Raw genomic sequence first — 18,824 nt, 5'->3', positions numbered from 1 at the left:
TAGAAAATCAAAAAGGGGCACACCATGAATAAGCTGTTCACCACGCTGGCGGTTGGGGTCTTGAGCTTGAGCAGCGTCGTGGCCTATGCCGCCGACGCTAGCTGCAGCACTGTGCGGATGGCCGATCCAGGCTGGAGCGATATCGCTGCGACCAACGCCACCGCAGGCTTTTTGCTCGACGGCATGGGCTACAAAACCAAGATCGACACCCTGGCGGTGCCGATCGCCTATGGCGGTCTGAAGGACGGGCAACTCGACGTCTTTCTGGGCAACTGGATGCCGGCGCAGCAGGGCTTCTACGACAAATTCATCGCCTCGGGTGACGTGACGCAATACGCGAAGAATCTGGAAGGCACCGAGTTCACCCTCGCGGTTCCCGATTACGTCTATGACGCGGGCGTTCACGACTTCGCCGACCTGAACAAATTTGCGGACAAGTTCCACAAGAAGATCTACGGCATCGGCTCGGGCGCTCCGGCCAATGCTTCGATTCAAGAGATCATCAAAAAGAACGAGTTCGAACTGGGTGACTGGAAGTTGGTGGAGTCCAGCGAGCAGGCGATGCTGGCCGAAGTGCAGCGCAACGTGAAGAAGAAGGAATTCGTGGTGTTCCTTGGCTGGACGCCGCACCCGATGAACGTGCAGATCAAAGGCATGCACTACCTCAAAGGTGGCGAGAGGTACTTCGGCGATACCGGCAGTGTCTACACCGTGACCCGCAAAGGCTACGCCGACGCCTGTCCGAACGTGGCCAAGCTGCTTTCCAACCTGGTCTTCACCCAAGACATGGAAAACTCGATCATGCAGACCGTTGTGGACAAGAAGGTCAGCAATACCGAGGCGGTGAAAGCGTGGCTGAAAGCCAACCCGGCGGTGCTGGATAAATGGCTGAGCGGCGTGAAAACCATTGACGACAAAGATGCGCTGCCAGCGGTGAAGGCCAAGTTGTAAGCGCCGACGAGAAGCATCGCGAGCAAGCTCACTCCTACAGGGCCAATATCAGTCTGTAGGAGTGAGCTTGCTCGCGAAGAGGTCTGTACATTCGAGAGATCTTCAGCGCCTGAAATGGCGTCTTCGTGAGCAAGCTCGCTCCCACAATTTTTGCGTAAACAGGCAGAACTGCAGTGTTGTGAGCTTGGATGAGCGCACGCGTTATCCGTTCTGCACCATCAACCGCCGCAGCTCCGCCAGCACCGGCGCTGACTCCGGTCGCACGCCGCGCCACAGGTAAAACGCCTCGGCGGCCTGCTCGACCAACATCCCCAAACCATCCACTGCCTGTCCGGCGCTGTGCTCCGTGGCCCAGCGGCAGAATGCAGTCGGCTCTTTGGCGTACATCATGTCGTAGCAAAAGGTCGCGCCAGGCTGAATCAGGCCGGGCGCAATGGGCGGGACTTCGCCCGACAGACTCGCCGACGTGGCGTTGATGATGATGTCCACCGGCTCTTCTAGCCAGTCATGGCCTGCGGGCAGCACCGGGCCGATGTCGGCGAACTCCTGGGCCAGCTGTTCAGCCTTTTCTACCGTGCGATTGGCAACCACCAGCACGTAGGGATCTTCCGCCAGCAAGGGTTCCAGCGCGCCACGCACTGCGCCACCAGCTCCGAGCACAAGGATGCGTTTGTCCTTGATCGTGATGCCATGATTCACCTTCAGGTCTCGAACCAGACCGGCTCCGTCCGTGTTGTCACCCAGCAGGCTCCCGTCCGCTTGAAGGGCCAAGGTATTGACCGCTCCGGCACGACGACCGCGCTCGGTCAACTGATCGGCCATCCGGTACGCTTCTTCCTTGAAGGGCACGGTGACGTTGGCGCCCCGGCCTGTCTCGAAAAACGCCTTGGCAAACGCGCTGAAGCCGTCCAGCGGCGCCAGTGAGGTCTCATAGTCGAGGGCCTGACCGGTCTGCTCGGCGAACAGGCGATGGATCAGCGGCGATTTGCTGTGGGCGATAGGGTTGCCGAAGACAACATACTGGTCGGCCATCACTGTGCTGCCTCAGCCAGCCAATCGCGATCCTGCAGAAAATAATCGGTGAGGCGTGCTTCTTCACTGCCTGGCTCGGCTTTCCAGTCATAGGCCCAGCGCACTTGCGGCGGCAGCGACATGAGGATCGATTCAGTGCGGCCACCCGACTGCAGGCCGAACAAGGTGCCGCGGTCGTACACCAGATTGAATTCAACGTAACGCCCACGGCGGAATTCCTGAAATTCGCGTTGCTGAGGCGTGTACGGGGTGTCTTTGCGGCGCTGAACAATGGGCAGGTACGCCTCGACGAACGCATCGCCGATGGCGCGAATGAACGCGAAGCTGGTGTCGAAATCCCACTCGTTGAGGTCGTCGAAAAACAGTCCGCCGACCCCACGCGGCTCATTACGGTGCTTGATATGGAAGTAGCGATCGCACCACGCCTTGTAGCGGGGATAGACGTCGGCACCGAACGGCGCGCAGGCCTGTTCGGCAACGCGGTGCCAATGAATGCAGTCTTCCTCGACGCCGTAATAAGGGGTCAGGTCAAAGCCGCCGCCAAACCACCATACCGGCTCTTCACCCTCTTTCTCTGCGATGAAAAACCGCACATTGGCGTGGGCAGTCGGCACGTGTGGGTTATGCGGGTGCATCACCAGCGACACACCGAGGGCTTCGAAACCTCGTCCTGCCAGCTCCGGTCGATGGGCGCTGGCCGAGGGGGAAGGCCAGCGCCGAAGACGTGGGAAAAATTGACCCCGCCCTTTTCGAGGATGTGGCCGTTCTCGATCACTCGGGTTCGTCCGCCACCGCCTGCAGGCCGTTCCCAGGCGTCTTCGACGAAACGGGCGCTGCCATCTTCGGTTTCCAGCGCGGCGCAAATGCGGTCCTGAAGATCGAGCAAGTAGGCTTTGACGGCATCGGTGCGAAAGGACATGGGCAGTACCTGCATAAACTGAAACGTGCGTCGGGAGCGGGATTCAGCCAGTCTTGGCGTTGATAGCACGCCTCGCTGCGCAAATCCCGTCGGCGAAATTCGGTCCGTAGCATATCACCGGCCTGGCGGATGCCGCAGTTGACGAAGCGCCGACGAAGGAGTCCGATAGAGCCCTTTCGCATCAACAGTCATCCCCTGCAGTTCCGACCCATGACGGAGAAAGCAAATGGCAAAACGTATCCAGTTCAAGGCTTATGGCGGTCCCGAGGTGCTCGAGTACGTAGACTTCGAACCCCCGGCACCGGGTCCGAAAGACGTGCTCGTGCGCAACAAGGCGATTGGCGTTAATTTCATCGAAACCTACTTTCGCAGCGGCCTTTACCCGGCGCCTTCATTTCCGTCGGGGTTGGGCAACGAAGGCGCGGGGCTGGTTGAAGCGGTCGGCAGCGAAGTCACCCACGTCAAAGTCGGCGACCGGGTGGTGTACGGCACAGGCCCGTTGGGTGCATACGGGGACGTTCACCTGACGCCGGCCGCGAACATTGCCAAACTGCCTGACGGCATCAGCTTCGAGCAGGGCGCCGCCGTTATGCTCAAGGGCCTGACCGTGCAGTACTTGTTTCGCCAGACCTACGAGATCCGCCCTGAAGAAACCATTTTGTTCCATGCCGCTGCCGGCGGCGTGGGTTCCATCGCCTGCCAATGGGCCAACGCCTTGGGCGTCAAGCTCATTGGCACGGTCAGCTCGGCAGAAAAGGCCGCGCACGCCAAAGCGCATGGCGCGTGGGAAGTGATCGATTACAGCAAGGAGGACGTCGTTCAGCGTGTACTGGAATTGACCGATGGCAAGAAGGTGCCGGTGGTCTACGACGGTGTCGGCAAAGACACGTGGGAAACGTCTCTCAATTGCCTGGAATTGCGCGGCCTGCTGGTCAGCTTCGGCAATGCGTCAGGCGCAGTGACCGGGGTGAACCTGGGGGTACTCGCCCAGAAAGGCTCGCTCTACGTTACCCGCCCGACCTTAGGCTCTTACTCGAACACCCCGGAAGCTTTGCAGGCGATGGCGGATGAAGTGTTTGAAATGGTCGCCAGCGGCAAAGTGAAGGTCGACGACATCCAGAAGTTCGCCCTCAAGGATGCCGCCAAGGCCCATACCGAACTGTCCGGCCGCAGAACGGTTGGGTCGATCATTCTGGTGCCTTGATCTCACCCTGCAAGACGGTGGAAGGGCATTACCCCGCCCTTACCACCTCAGCGGTTACAAGATCCCGGATCACACTTGGGTTGCGACGCCCGCCAAGACTGCCACCCAGAACCAGGTCCAGCTGTTCGTGAAAATACTGCTCAACGCGCAGTCGTGACCGGGCAGCGGGGCGGCCGGTCGGGTTGGCGGAAGTCGACACCAAGGGGCCTGTCAGGGCGCACAACTCGCGAACGATAGGGTGATCGCTGACCCGAAGGGCGACGGTGTCGTGCTTTCCGGTGATCCAGTCCGGCAACAGGCCTTGATGGGGCACCAGCCAGGTATTCGGTCCCGGCCAGGTGCTGGCCATGCGATCAATCCACAGCTCAGGGAAGTCCTCGAAGAGGAAATCGAACTGACGGATGTTGTCTGCGATCAGGATCAAGCCCTTATCAACAGGCCGCGCCTTGATTGCCAGCAGGCGATACACCGCCTCCGCATCCCAAGGGTCACAGCCCAGCCCCCACACCGCTTCGGTTGGATAGGCGATCACCGCCCCGGCCCGAATTTCTCGTGCGGCTTGCTGCACTCGCCAACTGCTGACCATCGTCCGTTCTCCCAAATTACGCAGGCGGGCAGTTTAACCTCAGCGTGCCCGGGCAAACCATCGCCCGGCTTCACAGGCCACGCTGCTGTCGAGTTCCAGCTCGGTCAGCGCTGCCAGGACTTTTGGCAAAGGCCAACCGCTGTGGTGGGCCAGCGCCTCGCCGGTTTGCGGCGCTGCGTGCAAGAGGGCGAGCAGCGGATGGAGCGGCGTCGACGGCTTATCAACGACGTCATGGCTCGGCGCAATGTTTTTCCAGCCCTGCAGCGCTTCAAGAATGTGGTCGATGGTTTCCACCAACACCGCCCCTTCACGGATCAACTGGTGACAACCCCTGGCGCCCGGATGATGGATCGAGCCGGGGATCGCGTAGACCTCACGGCCCTGCTCGGCGGCAAGACGTGCCGTGATCAGCGATCCGCTAGCGACACTCGCCTCGACCACCAGCACGCCCAGGGATAAACCGCTGATGATTCGATTGCGCCGGGGAAAGTTGCTCGCGTGAGGACCTGCGTCCAGTGGCAGCTCGGAAATCACCGCGCCATCGGCGATCATGCGCGCTGCAAGTTGGCGATGCCGCTGTGGATAAAGTTTTTCGATGCCTGTGCCAAGCACGCCGATTGTCCCGCCTTTTACATCCAGCGCACCTTGATGCGCGGCGCCGTCGATACCCAGCGCCAACCCGCTGGTGATCACAAAACCAGCACCGGCCAGGCTTCTCGCGAACGCTGCAGCGGTGTCGAGCCCGGGCTTGGAAGCACGTCGACTGCCCACCATTCCGAGCTGCGGGCGATCAAGCAAAGCGCGGTTTCCGGCGATAAAGAGCAGGGGCGGTGGATCCGGGATTTCTGCCAACAGCGCAGGGTAGTCAGGGTCGTCCCACATCAGCAAATGCTGGGCCGGACGCTCTAACCAGGCCAGTGCAGCACTGGCTCCGTCGCGCACTTCGGCACTGCGACGGGCCTCGGCACTGGCCGCCGGCAGCCGTAGAGATCGCCACGCTGAAGCCGGCGCACTCAATGCGGCAGAGGCGCTGCCAAATGCATCGATGAGGGTGTGGAAACGTTTTGGACCGACTTCCGGCAGCCGATGCAAACGCAAACGGGCTTCCAGCTCAGCCGGCGACTGACCGGCCTTTTCGAACAACGGCATGTGATCTTCCTTGATCCGCGACCCACCTCAATCGATGGGCCAAGCTGTGGATAAGTCTGTTAACAACAATTTGATAAGTGAAGCATGCCGGTGGAGAAAAGTGATTTACAGCTGATACATAGCATTACGGATTGCGGACTTTGTCCTGCACTGCCAGAGATCGCGTTGCGTGCAGCACCATGCCGTAGCTCAATCGCTCGTAGGTGCGGAAGACCATCAGTAGCCCAGAGCGCTCGTCTGGAATTTTGACTTGATCGCCATTGACCCGGTCGCGGACCGTCTCGCCAGTCTTGTAGATCGCCAGTACGTTGCCTTCGGCCAAGCCATCAAGCCGGCCGCGATCGAGAGTGACCACGTCAAACTCGCCGATCTGGGTCACGCCCCGCGGCACGTCGATGATGGTGCCGTTGATAGGTTGTTGGGGCTCACTGGGGACAAAGGTGGAATTGATTCCGCGTTCTTCGCTGACGAAGAGACGATCGCCGAGGCGTACTTCCTGCGTCGAGCGCTGCAGTTGCAGCGTCGCCACGTCACCTTCGCTCGCAACGATTTGGCCGCTGCCGATGTCATCGGCATTGATGCCCAGCACCACGCCGCTCGCCGGGTCGACGTAGGTCTTGCCCTTGCGATAGATGCCGTAGGACACATGGCTCGGTTCGAACTGCCCGCGGGCATAGATGCGATCACCCGCGCCACTGAGCACCCGCTCGCCGGGGCCGGCCACGACATGAGGCGCGGCTTCAAACTGGCTCGCGTTATCAATGATTCGATTGTTCAGCAGAAACGCATTGATTGCGCCCAGCGGGATAGTCGGGATCGCGTCGGCAATCGGCGTGCTGCGCACGCGCGGGGACAGTTTGATCGTGCCCCGGGACGCGCCGCGATTGACCACGATGCGTGGCTGACCATCGACGTAAACCAGGTTGAGCGTATCGCCGGGGTAGATCAGATCAGGGTCGTGAACCTGTGGATTGGCGCGCCAGAGCTCCGGCCACTTCCAGGGCTGGTTAAGAAATTTTCCGGAAATGTCCCAAAGTGTGTCACCGGCGACAACGGTGTAACTCTGTGGATGGCCATCCCTGAGCTGTACTTGCGCCTGGACAAGGCCTGTCGCGGCCAACAGCAGCAGGGCGAGTAGTGATTTCCTCATGCGGTGAATCCCTTTATCATGTTGGCTTCGCGTGAAACGCTGAGTCTTGCGAGACTTCCGGTTTTACTAGGGCTGCAGCTTGTGACGTCCCAAGCCTAGCAGCCGATTTTGACTTTACCCTACAGTGCATCCCTTACGTATATGGCCATTCTAAACATCCTCGAATTTCCCGATTCGCGCCTGCGCACCATCGCCAAGCCGGTGGCTGAAGTGGACGACGGCATTCGCCAGTTGGTCGACGACATGTTTGAAACCATGTACGAAGCGCCTGGCATCGGTCTCGCCGCAACGCAGGTTAACGTACACAAGCGCGTGGTGGTGATGGACCTCTCCGAAGATCGCAGCGAGCCGCGGGTGTTCATCAACCCGGAAATCGAGCCGCTCACCGACGAGATGGATCAGTACCAGGAGGGATGCCTTTCCGTTCCAGGTTTCTACGAAAACGTGGATCGTCCGCAGCGGGTCAAGGTCAAGGCACTGGACCGTGACGGTCAGCCTTACGAATTCATCGCCGAGGGCCTGCTCGCGGTGTGCATCCAGCACGAATGCGATCACTTGAACGGCAAGCTGTTCGTTGATTACCTGTCCAATCTCAAGCGCGACCGGATCAAGAAGAAGCTGGAAAAACTCCACAAGCAAAACGCCTGATCCCGCCATCCTCCTTTCTACCGTAGGAGCGCGATTGCCCGCGATAGCGACCTGTCCTCTGCCGCATATCTTGGCTGACACCACGCGATCGCGGGCAAGCGCGTTTCTACAGTCTTACTTCAAGAGAAGCCCATGACTGAGCCACTGCGCATCGTGTTTGCCGGCACCCCGGAATTCGCCGCCGAGCATTTGAAAGCCCTGCTCGACAGTCCCCACGACGTCATTGCGGTGTACACCCAGCCAGACCGCCCGGCCGGTCGTGGTCAGAAGCTGATGCCGAGCCCGGTCAAGCAGCTCGCCCTCCAACACAACATCCCTGTCATGCAGCCGCCTACCTTGCGCGCACCCGAAGCCCAGGCCGAGCTGGCCGCGTTGCAGCCGGATCTGCTGGTCGTGGTCGCTTACGGCCTGATTCTGCCGCAGACCGTGCTGGACATTCCGCGGCTGGGCTGCATCAACAGTCACGCCTCGTTGCTGCCACGCTGGCGCGGTGCTGCGCCGATTCAGCGCGCGGTGCAGGCCGGCGATGCCGAGAGCGGCGTGACGGTCATGCGTATGGAAGCGGGCCTGGACACCGGCCCGATGTTGCTCAAGGTGACGACGCCGATAACGGCCGACGACACCGGCGGCACGCTGCACGATCGTCTTGCCGAGCTCGGTCCACCCGCGGTAATTCAAGCCATCGCCGGGCTGGCTGAGGGCACGCTGGTTGGCGAAGTGCAGGACGACAGCCTCGCCACCTATGCGCACAAACTGAACAAGGACGAAGCACGCATCGACTGGACCCGTCCGGCGGTTGAGCTGGAAAGGTTGGTACGCGCCTTCAACCCTTGGCCGATCTGCCACACCATGCTCAATGGCGAAGCGCTGAAAGTGCTGGCCGCGCAGATCGCCGATGGGGAGGGCGCACCCGGCAGCATCATCGACGCAAGCAAAGAAGGCCTGTTGGTCGCGTGCGGCGACGGCGCGCTGCGTCTGACCCGTCTGCAACTCCCGGGCGGAAAACCGCTGGGCTTCGCTGACCTGTTCAATAGCCGCCGCGAGAAGTTCGCCGTCGGCACCGTCCTCGGCCAAGCGGTGGATGCGCAATGAACCCGCGTCTGGCCGCCGCCAAGGCCCTGGCTGCCGTATTGGGCGGCAAGGCATCGCTGAACAGCTCTTTGCCCACACAACTGGACAAGGTTGAAGACCGCGACCGCGGGCTGACCCAGGACCTGGCATTTGGCACCGCGCGCTGGGAGCCGAGGCTGTCTGCGCTTGCGGCCAAGCTGCTGCAGAAACCATTCAAAACCGCTGATAACGACGTGCAGGCTTTATTGCTGGTGGGCCTGTATCAGCTGTTCTATTCGCGCATCCCCGCCCACGCCGCTATCGGCGAAACCGTGGGCTGTGCCGAGAAGCTGAAAAAGCCGTGGGCAAAAGCGTTGCTCAATGCTGTGCTGCGTCGAGCCCAACGGGAAGGCGAGGCATTGCTGACGGAGCTGGAACACGATCCAGTGGTGCGCACGGCTCATCCACGCTGGCTGCAGAAAGCGTTGAAGGCCGCCTGGCCTGAGCATTGGGAAGCGATCTGTGCGGCAAACAATGCCCACCCGCCGATGATTTTGCGGGTCAACCGCCGGCACAAAACCCGCGAGCAGTACCTTCAGCTGTTGCTGGACGCAGGCATCGCCGCGACGCCTTGCACGTTCAGCCAGGATGGAATTGTGCTGACCGAACCGGGCGATGTTCGTTCGCTACCGGGTTTCGCTGAGGGCTGGATCAGCGTTCAGGATGAGGCCGCGCAACTGGCCGCCGACTTGCTGGAGCTGGCGCCGGGTCAACGTGTGCTGGACGCCTGTTGCGCACCGGGTGGCAAGACATGCCATCTGCTGGAAGTCCAACCGGGCCTGGCGGGCGTGGTCGCAGTGGATCTTGAAGCCAAGCGCATGGTGCGGGTCAAAGAGAACCTCGATCGCCTGGGCCTGAGTGCCGAACTCATCGCCGCCGACGCCCGCGCCACGGATCTATGGTGGGATGGCAAACCGTTCCAGCGAATCCTGCTCGACGCGCCTTGCTCGGCGACTGGCGTGATCCGCCGCCACCCCGACATCAAGCTGACCCGCCAGGCGGATGACATTCCCGCCCTCGCCGCGCTGCAGGGCGAATTGCTCGACGCACTGTGGCCGACGCTGCAGGTGGGCGGGATTTTGCTGTATGCCACGTGCTCGACGCTGCCGGCTGAAAACACCGAAGTCATTGATGCATTCCTGTCGCGTACGCCTGGCGCAAGGGAGCTGGATATCGCCGGTCAGCAAGGCAATCCGCCTCCTGGCTTGAAGCAGCACCACGGCCGTCAGTTGCTGGCGCAGGAAGGCGGGCATGACGGGTTTTACTACGCCAAACTGATCAAGATCGCAGCGGCGTGAGAACCAATACCCGGTGTGACGGCATCATCATTCAAGGAGAGACTGATTGAAGATCATCATTCTCGGCGCAGGGCAGGTCGGCGGTACGCTGGCCGAGCATCTGGCCAGCGAAGCCAATGACATCACTGTTGTGGACACCGATCAGGATCGTCTGCGAGCGTTGGGTGATCGCCTTGATATCCGCACCGTTCACGGTCGCGGCTCATTTCCTACCGTGCTGCGTCAGGCCGGCGCCGACGACGCCGACATGCTGGTGGCCGTTACCAGCAGCGACGAAACCAACATGGTCGCCTGCCAGGTCGCGTACACGCTGTTCCAGACGCCGACCAAGATTGCCCGCGTTCGCGAGTCGGCTTACCTGACCCGCTCAGGCCTGTTCGCCAACGGCGCCATTCCTGTCGACGTGCTGATAAGCCCTGAGCAAGTGGTCACCCATTACATCAAGCGACTCATCGAATACCCCAGCGCGCTGCAAGTCATCGACTTCGCCGGCGGCAAAGTGCAGATGGTGGCGGTCAAGGCGTACTACGGCGGGCCTCTGGTGGGGCAGCAACTGCGTCAACTGCGCACGCACATGCCCAATGTCGAGACTCGCGTCGCGGCTATTTTCCGTCGCGACCGTCCGATCATTCCCCAAGGCGATACGGTTATCGAGGCTGACGACGAGGTCTTTTTCATCGCTGCCAAAGCGGATATTCGCGCCGTTATGGGCGAGATGCGTCGTCTGGATGTGAGCTACAAGCGCATCGTGATTGCCGGCGGCGGGCAGATCGGCGAGCGGCTGGCGGAGGCCATCGAGAACCGCTATCAGGTCAAGATCATCGAGATGAACCCGGCACGATGCCGTCACCTGTCAGACACGCTGAACAACACGGTGATCCTGCAAGGCAGCTCTTCCGATCGCGACCTTCTTGTGGAAGAGAACATCGACAATGCCGACCTGTTTCTGGCGCTGACCAACGACGACGAGGCGAACATCATGTCGTCGTTGCTGGCCAAACGTCTCGGCGCGAAGAAGGTGATGACGATCATCAACAACCCGGCGTATGTCGACCTGGTGCAAGGCGGGGAGATTGATGTCGCCGTCAGCCCTCAGCTCGCCACCATTGGCACGTTGCTGGCACACGTGCGGCGCGGCGATATCGTCAGTGTGCATTCGTTGCGTCGGGGCGCGGCAGAAGCCATCGAGATAGTCGCCCATGGCGATGCCAAATCCAGCAAGGTGATTGGCAAAGCCATCATGCACATCAACCTGCCGCCCGGCACGACCATCGGCGCCATCACCCGCGCCGATCAGGTGATCATCGCCCATGACAGCACCGTGATCGAATCGGGCGATCACGTGGTTATGTTCCTTGTGGATAAAAAGTACATTCGCGACGTGGAACGACTGTTTCAGGTGGGTTTGAGCTTTTTTAAAAGCTCAATACCAGCGCTTCTCGCCTTCCGGTCGTTTCTTGAAGCGCTTCATGGTCCACATGTATTGGCTGGGATAGGCCCGCACGTACTTTTCAACCACCTTGCTCATGGCAGCTGCCGACGTCGCGGTGTCGGTGCTGTACATGTCGTCCGGCGCCGCCTCGAGGACGACCTTGTAGCCAGAACCATCCTCCAGACGCATCGCGTGTAGAAACACGCCAACCGCCTTGCCGCCCGCCAGCATGTTCGGCACGAACTTGCTGGTCAGCGCCATCGTCCCGCAGAACGGCACAAATATGCCTGCTGACTCGGCAGGTTCCGGATCCGCCGGAATACCGACCGAGCCACCTTTGCGCACTTCCTTGATGACGCTGAGAATGCCTTCCTTGGTGGACGCTGCGACGCGGTTGCCCAACTGCACGCGCTGCTTGCGCAGCAGGTCGTCTACGGCCTTGAGCTTGGGTGGCCGGTAGAAAATGATCGGTTTGCACTGGCTGCAATAGAAGTGGTTGAGCACTTCCCAGTTGCCGAGATGGCTGGTGATTCCGACTACGCCCTTGCCCGACGCCAGGGCATCTTTCAACACCTGAAGCCCTTCGACTTCGCGAACCAGATTGATCGACTTCTGCGCCGGCCAGATCCACGCGCAGGCGCTTTCGGTGAGGGTCTTGCCGATGTCCATCAGGCTGCGGCCGACCAGTGCTTCGAGTTCTTCAGGGCTCAGTTCGGGGAAGCACTTGGACAGGTTGATCCGCGCGACGTCGCGAGACCGGTTAGGCAACTTCCACATCAGCCAGCCAATGCAGGTGCCGACCCATTGCACTGCGCGCCACGGCAACAAAGCAAACAGGCGCAGTGCCCCAACCATCAAGGCGCCTTTGAACTTATCCACAGATCACTCCCGAATACATGAGGCGGCCATTGTAACCATTCATGGGAGCCGATTATCCACATCACCCGCCAGCTCGGCGTATCGATCGCAATCAACCGTATGGTCCATCACCATACCGGTGGCCTGCATGTAGGCGTAACAGATAGTCGGGCCGACGAAGGTGAAGCCGGCTTTCTTCAGCGCTTTGCTCATCGCTTCGGCCTCGGGGGTAATGGCCGGGACTTCGCTGCGGTCCTTGAAGTGATTGACCTTCGGCTCGCCGCCCACGAAAGACCAGACAAACGCGACCGGATCCTCCAGCCGCAACCAGGCCTGGGCGTTTCTGCGCGCAGCGTTGAGTTTGAGGCGGTTGCGCACAATGCCGGGCTCCTGCATCAGCGCTTCGATTTCAGCATCGGTCATCGCAGCGACGCGCTGGACGTCGAAGCCGAACATCACTTCACGGTAGCGCTCACGCTTTTTCAGGATGGTGATCCACGACAGTCCAGCCTGGAACCCTTCGAGCAACAGGAACTCGAACAGCATCTGCGCATCGCGCAACGGCACGCCCCACTCTTGATCGTGGTAGTCCATGTAAAGCGGATCTTCGTTGCACCAAAAGCAGCGTGGCATAGGGCTCCCAAGGGTGGAGGCGCGGCCGAATCGGGTATACTCCCGCTCTTTAAATCGCAGCCCCCAGTACAGGTGAATTTCGTGAGCCAGCCTACGCCAGCCGTGCGTACCTTCCAAGACTTGATCCTCGCCCTCCAGCAATACTGGGCTGAGCAAGGTTGTGTGGTACTTCAGCCCTACGATATGGAAGTGGGCGCCGGCACTTTCCACACCGCTACGTTTCTGCGCGCCATCGGCCCGGAAACCTGGAACGCCGCCTACGTACAACCGAGCCGTCGTCCTACCGATGGCCGTTATGGCGAGAACCCGAATCGCCTGCAGCACTACTATCAATTTCAGGTCGTTCTCAAGCCTAACCCGGACAATTTCCAGGAGCTGTACCTTGGCTCGCTGAAGCACGTGGGTCTTGACCCACTCGTGCACGACGTTCGCTTTGTCGAAGACAACTGGGAATCCCCAACCCTCGGCGCCTGGGGCCTGGGTTGGGAGATCTGGCTGAACGGCATGGAAGTGTCGCAATTCACGTACTTCCAACAAGTCGGCGGTATCGAGTGCTACCCGGTCACCGGCGAAATCACCTACGGCCTCGAACGTCTGGCGATGTACCTGCAAGGTGTCGAGTCGGTCTACGACCTGGTCTGGACTGACGGCCCGTTCGGCAAAGTCACCTACGGCGATGTGTTCCATCAGAACGAAGTGGAGCAATCGACCTATAACTTCGAGCACGCCAACGTCGACAAGCTGTTCGAGCTGTTCGATTTCTATGAAAGCGAAGCCGTGCGCCTGATCGAAGTCGAGCTGCCATTGCCGAGCTACGAAATGGTCCTCAAGGCCTCTCACACCTTTAACTTGCTGGATGCCCGTCGCGCGATTTCCGTGACGGCGCGTCAGCAGTACATTCTGCGCGTCCGCACCCTGGCTCGCTCCGTGGCCCAGGCGTACCTGATGGCCCGGGCCAAGCTCGGCTTCCCGATGGCCGCGCCCGATATTCGCGATGAAGTGTTGGCCAAGCTGGAGGCTGCGCAATGAGTGCTCAAGATTTTCTGGTTGAACTGGGCACTGAAGAACTGCCACCCAAAGCATTGAATACCCTGGCCGATGCGTTCATGGCCGGTATCGAAAAAGGTCTGCAGGCTGCCGGTCTGACTTACAGCGCCAAGCAGGTCTATGCCGCGCCGCGTCGTCTGGCCGTGCTGATCAGTCAACTCGCCACCGAGCAGCCGGATCGCAGCGTCAATCTGGACGGCCCGCCACGCCAGGCCGCGTTCGATGCCGATGGCAATCCGACCCAGGCTGCCTTGGGCTTCGCCAAGAAGTGCGGCGTGGACCTGAGCGAAATCGACCAGAGCGGCCCGAAACTGCGCTACAGCCAGAGCATTCCTGGCAAGCCAACGTTGAGTCTGCTGCCGACCATCATCGAAGATTCCCTCAACGACCTGCCGATCCCGAAGCGCATGCGCTGGGGCGCGCGCAAGGAAGAATTCGTACGTCCGACCCAATGGCTGGTCATGCTGTTTGGTGATCAAGTCGTCGACTGCACCATCCTCGCCCAGACGTCCGGTCGTGAATCCCGTGGCCATCGCTTCCATCATCCGGACAGCGTGCGCATTTCGTCCCCGGCCAATTACGCCAGCGACTTGCGCGCGGCCTATGTGCTTGCAGATTTCAGCGAGCGTCGTCAGTTGATCAGCAAGCGCGTCGAAGAGCTCGCCACGCAACACGAGGGCACCGCCATCGTGCCGCCGGCATTGCTCGATGAAGTGACTGCGCTGGTCGAGTGGCCCGTGCCGCTGGTGTGCTCGTTCGAGGAGCGTTTCCTTGAAGTGCCGCAGGAAGCCCTCATCACCACGATGCAGGACAACCAGAAGTATTTCTGCCTGCTGGATGCCGAAGGCAAGCTGCTGCCGCGCTTCATTACGGTCGCGAACATCGACAGCAAGGACCCTTCCCAGATCGTCCACGGTAACGAGAAAGTCGTTCGCCCCCGTCTGACCGACGCCGAGTTCTTCTTTAAGCAGGACAAGAAGCAGAAGCTTGAGACTTTCAACCAGCGCCTGCAGAACGTAGTGTTCCAGGCGCAGTTGGGCACGGTATTCGACAAAGCCGAACGTGTTTCCAAGCTGGCCGCGTTCATTGCGCCACGCATTGGCGGCGATGCTCAGCGCGCCGCGCGTGCAGGCTTGCTGTCCAAGTGCGACTTGGCGACCGAGATGGTCGGCGAGTTCCCCGAAATGCAGGGCGTTGCAGGCTACTACTACGCCTTGGCCGACGGCGAACCCGAAGACGTCGCACTGGCGTTGAACGAGCAGTACATGCCGCGCGGCGCTGGCGCTGAATTGCCAGGCACGTTGACCGGCGCCGCTGTCGCCATCGCCGACAAGCTCGACACACTCGTGGGTATCTTCGGTATTGGCATGCTGCCGACCGGGAGTAAAGACCCGTACGCCTTGCGTCGGGCCGCGCTCGGGATCCTGCGCATCCTGATCGAGAAGAAGCTGGATCTGGACTTGGTCAAAACCGTGCAGTTCGCCGTCGCTCAGTTCGGTGTGAAGATCAAACCGGCCGGTCTGCCGGAGCAGGTTTTGGAGTTCATCTTCGACCGTCTGCGCGCGCGTTATGAAGACGAAGGCGTAGACGTTTCGGTTTACCTGTCGGTGCGTGCCTTGCAGCCTGCTTCGGCGCTGGACTTCGATCAACGTGTTCAGGCTGTTCAAGCCTTCCGCAAATTGCCTGAAGCGGCAGCACTGGCCGCCGTGAACAAGCGCGTTTCCAATCTGCTGAGCAAAGCGGACGGGAACATCGCCCAGACCGTCGAACCGAAGTACTTCGATAACGCCAACGAGTTCTCGCTGTACTCGGCGATTCAGCAAGCAGATCAGGCCGTAGCGCCGATGTCCGCGAGCCGTCAGTACAACGAAGCGCTGACCCGTCTTGCGGCACTTCGCGAGCCTGTGGATGCGTTTTTCGAGGCCGTGATGGTCAATGCGGAAGACGCCAGCGTGCGAGCCAACCGGTACGCCTTGCTTGCCCGTCTGCGCAATCTGTTCCTCGGCGTTGCCGACATCTCGTTGTTGGGCTGACAGCGGAGCGGATGCCAATGAAGTTGCTGATTCTCGATCGGGACGGGGTGATCAATCAGGACTCCGACTCCTACATCAAGTCGGTGGAGGAATGGGTTCCGATCCCTGGCTCAATCGAGGCCGTTGCGCAACTGAGCAAAGCAGGCTGGACGGTGGCAGTGGCTACCAACCAGTCCGGCATCGCTCGCGGTTACTACGATCTCGCAACGCTCGATGCCATGCACGCACGCCTGCGTGAACTCGTGGCGGAGGAGGGTGGTGAGATCGGACTGATTGTTTATTGCCCCCACGGCCCGGACGCCGGCTGCGATTGCCGCAAGCCAAAACCGGGCATGCTGAAGACCATTGCCCGCCATTACGCCGTCGATTTACGCGGCGTGTGGTTTGTGGGCGACAGCAAGGGTGACCTGGAGGCGGCGGTGGCCGTCGACTCACAACCTGTTCTGGTCATGACCGGTAAAGGTCAGAAGACGCGAAGCGGTGCATTGCCCGCAGGCACGTTGGTTTTCGATGATCTGGCGGCGGTTGCCGCAGAACTAATCCACAACAGCGCCCCGTTGAACGGCTAACGGCTATTCAACGGCTCGCTCAATTCGGGCAATTGCCCCGTAACGGTAAAAGCAGCTATGTCGATTGTGCAGGCCATCAGGATTTTCTTCTTTTACCTGCTGCTGGGCACTACCGCCCTGCTGTGGTGTTCGCTGAGTTTCTTTATTGCACCTTTCCTGCCGTTCCGTCTTCGTTATCGCTTCATCAATGTGTACTGGTGCCGCTGCGCCTTGTGGCTGACCCGCGTGTTCCTCAACATCAAGGTCAATGTTACCGGCCAGGAAAACATTCCCGAGACGCCGTGCGTGATCGTCTCCAATCACCAGAGCACGTGGGAAACGTTTTTCTCTCGGCGCATTTCCAGCCGTTGAGCCAAGTGCTCAAGCGGGAGTTGCTGTATGTGCCTTTCTTCGGCTGGGCGATGGCGATGCTGCGTCCCATCGCCATTGATCGCAATAACCCCAAAGCGGCGCTGAAGGTCGTGGCGAAGAAAGGCGATGAGTTGCTCAAAGATCGCGTCTGGGTGCTGATCTTCCCTGAAGGCACACGCGTGCCGTACGGCCATATCGGAAAGTTCTCGCGCAGCGGATCGGCATTGGCGGTTAACGCGGACCTACCCGTCCTGCCCATCTCCCACAATGCCGGCCGCTATTGGCCTAAAGAGGGCTGGGGTAAAAAGCCGGGGACCATCGAAGTCGTGATTGGCAAACCGATGTACGCAGAGGGCACTGGCCCTCGCGCAATCGCTGCGCTGAACGATCGCGTCTCGGCCTGGAACGAGCAAACCCAGCGTGATTTGGGATCGCCCGCAATGCCTGCGCCTACACCTGAGAAATCACCGGCGTGAATTGTGGATAACCTGTGCACGAATAAGTAGAAATTCGAGAAATTCACTGCTAACTCATTAATTTTAATGCTTATTTCTTCGAGCGCTTAAAACCCCAAAACGTGCATAAGTTTTTTCTCAACGTCTGTCGATGACCTGAAAATACCGGTCTTGAGCCTGTGCGGCCGAGACCGATCTGTGAATCAAGCCGCTCTGGCCGGCGCTGATATCCGCAGATTGCAAAGCGCCCCTAGACCCACCAGCACAATCCCTCCACACGCCGCTGCGACAAATCCCATGGCAGGGGACACACTGTCGATCGCGAATCCCACAATCGGCGCGGACAATGTTTGGCCTATTCGATACGCCGAATCGTGCAACCCCATCACTTCACCTCTCACGCTGGAAGGCGCTAGCTTGGCGACGGCTTCAGAACCTGCGGCCAGCGTCGGTGTGCACAGCAGATTGGTGGGCAGCAGCGCGAGCATCAGCCACCACCAGACGTCATCAAAGAAAACCACGGGCAGCAGCAGGAGACTCATTGCCAAGGCGAGTTTCATCTGCGACCACGACCTGTGAACAATCCCATGCACGTACCCACCCACAATGGAGGCAATGGACATGGCTGCGATGACATACCCCGTAAAGGCAAGTTGATCGCTGGCGCGCAGCACGGCGATCAGTGCCAGCTCGGTGCCATACAACACGAACAACGCACCCGCACTGACGAACATTACCGCCAGCAAACGGCCGCTCATCCAGGTGCGGAGTTTGGGACGTACGCGATCAGGATTTGCAGCGACTTCATCCACATTGCGCGTCGGCCAGTTCAACACATAGAGCACGACATAGGAAAGCGCGCGCCAAAGGCCAATGCCCGCCAGAGTGGCAGTCGCCGAGTAGGTAGTGATTAACAGGATGCCAGTGGCGGGCCCGATGACGAAGGAAAGCTCCATGAGCATCATGTTGAGCGAGTAGGCAGGCCGGCGCTGATCCTCCGGTACCAGACTGGCAACGAACTGCCTGGCAAGCGAACCCGTTGGCACCGTAAAAAGACCGGCTACGAAAGCCAGAAGGACATACAGCCAGTAGCTCACCATCGGCAGCAGGATCCAGGCGAGCGTCGACAGCGTCCCGCATACCGCCACCACCGGGCGTAGGCCGTGACGGTCAATCATCCGGCCGAGGAGGGAGAGCCAACGGCAAAACCCAAGGCGGTCGCGGTCCCCACTACGCCCGCATCAAAATAGCTGCCGCCCATTTCATTGAGCACATGCAGGCTCAACGTGAGCCCCATGATGGTCAGCGGCAGCCCCGCAACGAACATAAAGAACGTGGCAGGCAGCACCCGAGGGATGGTTAGTACTTTCTGGTATTTGCGAATCGACATAAGCCTGAG

16 protein-coding genes and 3 pseudogenes are annotated in these 18,824 nt (G+C 60.2%); 10 read left to right on the top strand and 9 right to left on the bottom strand.

The window, feature by feature from the left end:
* Positions 1-24 precede the first annotated feature (24 nt).
* A complete protein-coding gene (gene choX / locus JN403_RS04725) occupies positions 25-951 on the top strand; it encodes a choline ABC transporter substrate-binding protein (protein ID WP_205485668.1) in 927 nt (308 codons plus the stop codon).
* Between the two features lie 201 nt (positions 952-1,152).
* On the opposite strand, the gene aroE is transcribed toward choX, so the two are convergent.
* Together aroE and hemF are read right to left on the bottom strand one after the other, a co-directional pair.
* Positions 1,153-1,983 carry a shikimate dehydrogenase gene (aroE, locus tag JN403_RS04720; protein WP_205485660.1) on the bottom strand — a complete coding sequence of 277 codons (831 nt, stop codon included), beginning with the start codon at positions 1,981-1,983 and terminating at the stop codon, positions 1,153-1,155.
* Positions 1,983-2,902: pseudogene (hemF, locus tag JN403_RS04715) on the bottom strand (oxygen-dependent coproporphyrinogen oxidase). The gene aroE and the pseudogene hemF overlap by 1 nt, the downstream one beginning before the upstream one ends.
* Positions 2,903-3,128: 226 nt before the next feature.
* Here hemF and JN403_RS04710 point away from each other — a divergent pair.
* Positions 3,129-4,106, top strand: coding sequence for an NADPH:quinone reductase (locus JN403_RS04710; protein WP_205485658.1), 978 nt, complete (start codon positions 3,129-3,131; stop codon positions 4,104-4,106).
* Between the two features lie 28 nt (positions 4,107-4,134).
* On the opposite strand, the gene JN403_RS04705 is transcribed toward JN403_RS04710, so the two are convergent.
* The 3 genes from JN403_RS04705 to JN403_RS04695 all read right to left on the bottom strand — a co-directional run bounded on the left by JN403_RS04705 (position 4,135) and on the right by JN403_RS04695 (position 6,991).
* Positions 4,135-4,692 carry an L-threonylcarbamoyladenylate synthase gene (locus JN403_RS04705; protein WP_065988020.1) on the bottom strand — a complete coding sequence of 186 codons (558 nt, stop codon included), beginning with the start codon at positions 4,690-4,692 and terminating at the stop codon, positions 4,135-4,137.
* A gap of 39 nt (positions 4,693-4,731) precedes the next feature.
* Positions 4,732-5,841, bottom strand: a complete 1,110-nt coding sequence (gene dprA / locus JN403_RS04700; protein WP_205485656.1) for a DNA-processing protein DprA — start codon at positions 5,839-5,841, stop codon at positions 4,732-4,734.
* Between the two features lie 124 nt (positions 5,842-5,965).
* On the bottom strand, positions 5,966-6,991 hold the full coding sequence (locus tag JN403_RS04695) for a LysM domain-containing protein (protein WP_205485648.1): 1,026 nt from the start codon (positions 6,989-6,991) through the stop codon (positions 5,966-5,968).
* Between the two features lie 141 nt (positions 6,992-7,132).
* Here JN403_RS04695 and def point away from each other — a divergent pair, with 141 nt between their 5' ends.
* The 4 genes and pseudogenes from def to trkA all read left to right on the top strand — a co-directional run.
* Positions 7,133-7,639: a peptide deformylase gene (def, locus tag JN403_RS04690; RefSeq protein WP_205485646.1), complete on the top strand. Its 507-nt coding sequence runs from the start codon at positions 7,133-7,135 to the stop codon at positions 7,637-7,639.
* 132 nt (positions 7,640-7,771) lie between these two features.
* Positions 7,772-8,731: a methionyl-tRNA formyltransferase gene (fmt, locus tag JN403_RS04685; RefSeq protein WP_205485644.1), complete on the top strand. Its 960-nt coding sequence runs from the start codon at positions 7,772-7,774 to the stop codon at positions 8,729-8,731.
* Positions 8,728-10,047 carry a 16S rRNA (cytosine(967)-C(5))-methyltransferase RsmB gene (gene rsmB, locus JN403_RS04680; RefSeq protein WP_205485642.1) on the top strand — a complete coding sequence of 440 codons (1,320 nt, stop codon included), beginning with the start codon at positions 8,728-8,730 and terminating at the stop codon, positions 10,045-10,047. The genes fmt and rsmB overlap by 4 nt, the downstream gene beginning before the upstream one ends.
* 46 nt (positions 10,048-10,093) lie before the next feature.
* A pseudogene (trkA, locus tag JN403_RS04675) lies at positions 10,094-11,464 on the top strand (Trk system potassium transporter TrkA); the annotation flags it as partial.
* 6 nt (positions 11,465-11,470) lie between these two features.
* Here trkA and JN403_RS04670 read toward each other — a convergent pair.
* Together JN403_RS04670 and JN403_RS04665 are read right to left on the bottom strand one after the other, a co-directional pair.
* Positions 11,471-12,358, bottom strand: coding sequence for a lysophospholipid acyltransferase (locus JN403_RS04670; RefSeq protein WP_122534273.1), 888 nt, complete (start codon positions 12,356-12,358; stop codon positions 11,471-11,473).
* A 39-nt stretch (positions 12,359-12,397) separates the two neighbouring features.
* Entirely contained in the window at positions 12,398-12,970 is a 573-nt protein-coding gene (locus JN403_RS04665; RefSeq protein WP_205485640.1) for a DNA-3-methyladenine glycosylase I, read from the bottom strand.
* Positions 12,971-13,051: 81 nt separating this feature from the next.
* Between JN403_RS04665 and glyQ the strand changes: the two genes are divergently transcribed.
* The 4 genes and pseudogenes from glyQ to JN403_RS04645 all read left to right on the top strand — a co-directional run bounded on the left by glyQ (position 13,052) and on the right by JN403_RS04645 (position 17,446).
* Positions 13,052-13,999, top strand: coding sequence for a glycine--tRNA ligase subunit alpha (gene glyQ / locus JN403_RS04660; RefSeq protein WP_065988033.1), 948 nt, complete (start codon positions 13,052-13,054; stop codon positions 13,997-13,999).
* A complete protein-coding gene (glyS, locus tag JN403_RS04655; RefSeq protein ID WP_205485638.1) occupies positions 13,996-16,050 on the top strand; it encodes a glycine--tRNA ligase subunit beta in 2,055 nt (684 codons plus the stop codon). The genes glyQ and glyS overlap by 4 nt, the downstream gene beginning before the upstream one ends.
* Before the next feature lie 11 nt (positions 16,051-16,061).
* A complete protein-coding gene (gene gmhB, locus JN403_RS04650; RefSeq protein WP_205485636.1) occupies positions 16,062-16,619 on the top strand; it encodes a D-glycero-beta-D-manno-heptose 1,7-bisphosphate 7-phosphatase in 558 nt (185 codons plus the stop codon).
* Positions 16,620-16,676: 57 nt separating this feature from the next.
* Positions 16,677-17,446 (top strand): annotated as a pseudogene (locus tag JN403_RS04645) (lysophospholipid acyltransferase family protein).
* Between the two features lie 182 nt (positions 17,447-17,628).
* On the opposite strand, the gene JN403_RS04640 reads toward JN403_RS04645, so the two are convergent.
* Positions 17,629-18,603: an MFS transporter gene (locus JN403_RS04640; protein WP_205485634.1), complete on the bottom strand. Its 975-nt coding sequence runs from the start codon at positions 18,601-18,603 to the stop codon at positions 17,629-17,631.
* Positions 18,600-18,815 carry a hypothetical protein gene (locus JN403_RS04635; protein WP_205485632.1) on the bottom strand — a complete coding sequence of 72 codons (216 nt, stop codon included), beginning with the start codon at positions 18,813-18,815 and terminating at the stop codon, positions 18,600-18,602. Before JN403_RS04635 ends, JN403_RS04640 begins: the two co-directional genes overlap by 4 nt.
* Positions 18,816-18,824 lie beyond the last annotated feature (9 nt).

Source organism: Pseudomonas sp. 15A4, from assembly GCF_016925575.1.
In the GTDB taxonomy this organism is placed as follows: domain Bacteria; phylum Pseudomonadota; class Gammaproteobacteria; order Pseudomonadales; family Pseudomonadaceae; genus Aquipseudomonas.
Note: the sequence above shows the minus strand (reverse complement) of the source record. Positions and strands in the feature narration are given on the sequence as shown.

What these genes read in the sequence shown, in the direction of transcription:
- choX (WP_205485668.1), top strand. Translation starts at nt 25, where the DNA reads ATGAATAAGCTGTTCACCACGCTGGCGGTTGGGGTCTTGAGCTTGAGC.
- aroE (WP_205485660.1), bottom strand. Translation starts at nt 1,983, where the DNA reads ATGGCCGACCAGTATGTTGTCTTCGGCAACCCTATCGCCCACAGCAAA.
- JN403_RS04710 (WP_205485658.1), top strand. Translation starts at nt 3,129, where the DNA reads ATGGCAAAACGTATCCAGTTCAAGGCTTATGGCGGTCCCGAGGTGCTC.
- JN403_RS04705 (WP_065988020.1), bottom strand. Translation starts at nt 4,692, where the DNA reads ATGGTCAGCAGTTGGCGAGTGCAGCAAGCCGCACGAGAAATTCGGGCC.
- dprA (WP_205485656.1), bottom strand. Translation starts at nt 5,841, where the DNA reads ATGCCGTTGTTCGAAAAGGCCGGTCAGTCGCCGGCTGAGCTGGAAGCC.
- JN403_RS04695 (WP_205485648.1), bottom strand. Translation starts at nt 6,991, where the DNA reads ATGAGGAAATCACTACTCGCCCTGCTGCTGTTGGCCGCGACAGGCCTT.
- def (WP_205485646.1), top strand. Translation starts at nt 7,133, where the DNA reads ATGGCCATTCTAAACATCCTCGAATTTCCCGATTCGCGCCTGCGCACC.
- fmt (WP_205485644.1), top strand. Translation starts at nt 7,772, where the DNA reads ATGACTGAGCCACTGCGCATCGTGTTTGCCGGCACCCCGGAATTCGCC.
- rsmB (WP_205485642.1), top strand. Translation starts at nt 8,728, where the DNA reads ATGAACCCGCGTCTGGCCGCCGCCAAGGCCCTGGCTGCCGTATTGGGC.
- JN403_RS04665 (WP_205485640.1), bottom strand. Translation starts at nt 12,970, where the DNA reads ATGCCACGCTGCTTTTGGTGCAACGAAGATCCGCTTTACATGGACTAC.
- glyS (WP_205485638.1), top strand. Translation starts at nt 13,996, where the DNA reads ATGAGTGCTCAAGATTTTCTGGTTGAACTGGGCACTGAAGAACTGCCA.
- gmhB (WP_205485636.1), top strand. Translation starts at nt 16,062, where the DNA reads ATGCCAATGAAGTTGCTGATTCTCGATCGGGACGGGGTGATCAATCAG.
- JN403_RS04640 (WP_205485634.1), bottom strand. Translation starts at nt 18,603, where the DNA reads ATGATTGACCGTCACGGCCTACGCCCGGTGGTGGCGGTATGCGGGACG.
- JN403_RS04635 (WP_205485632.1), bottom strand. Translation starts at nt 18,815, where the DNA reads ATGTCGATTCGCAAATACCAGAAAGTACTAACCATCCCTCGGGTGCTG.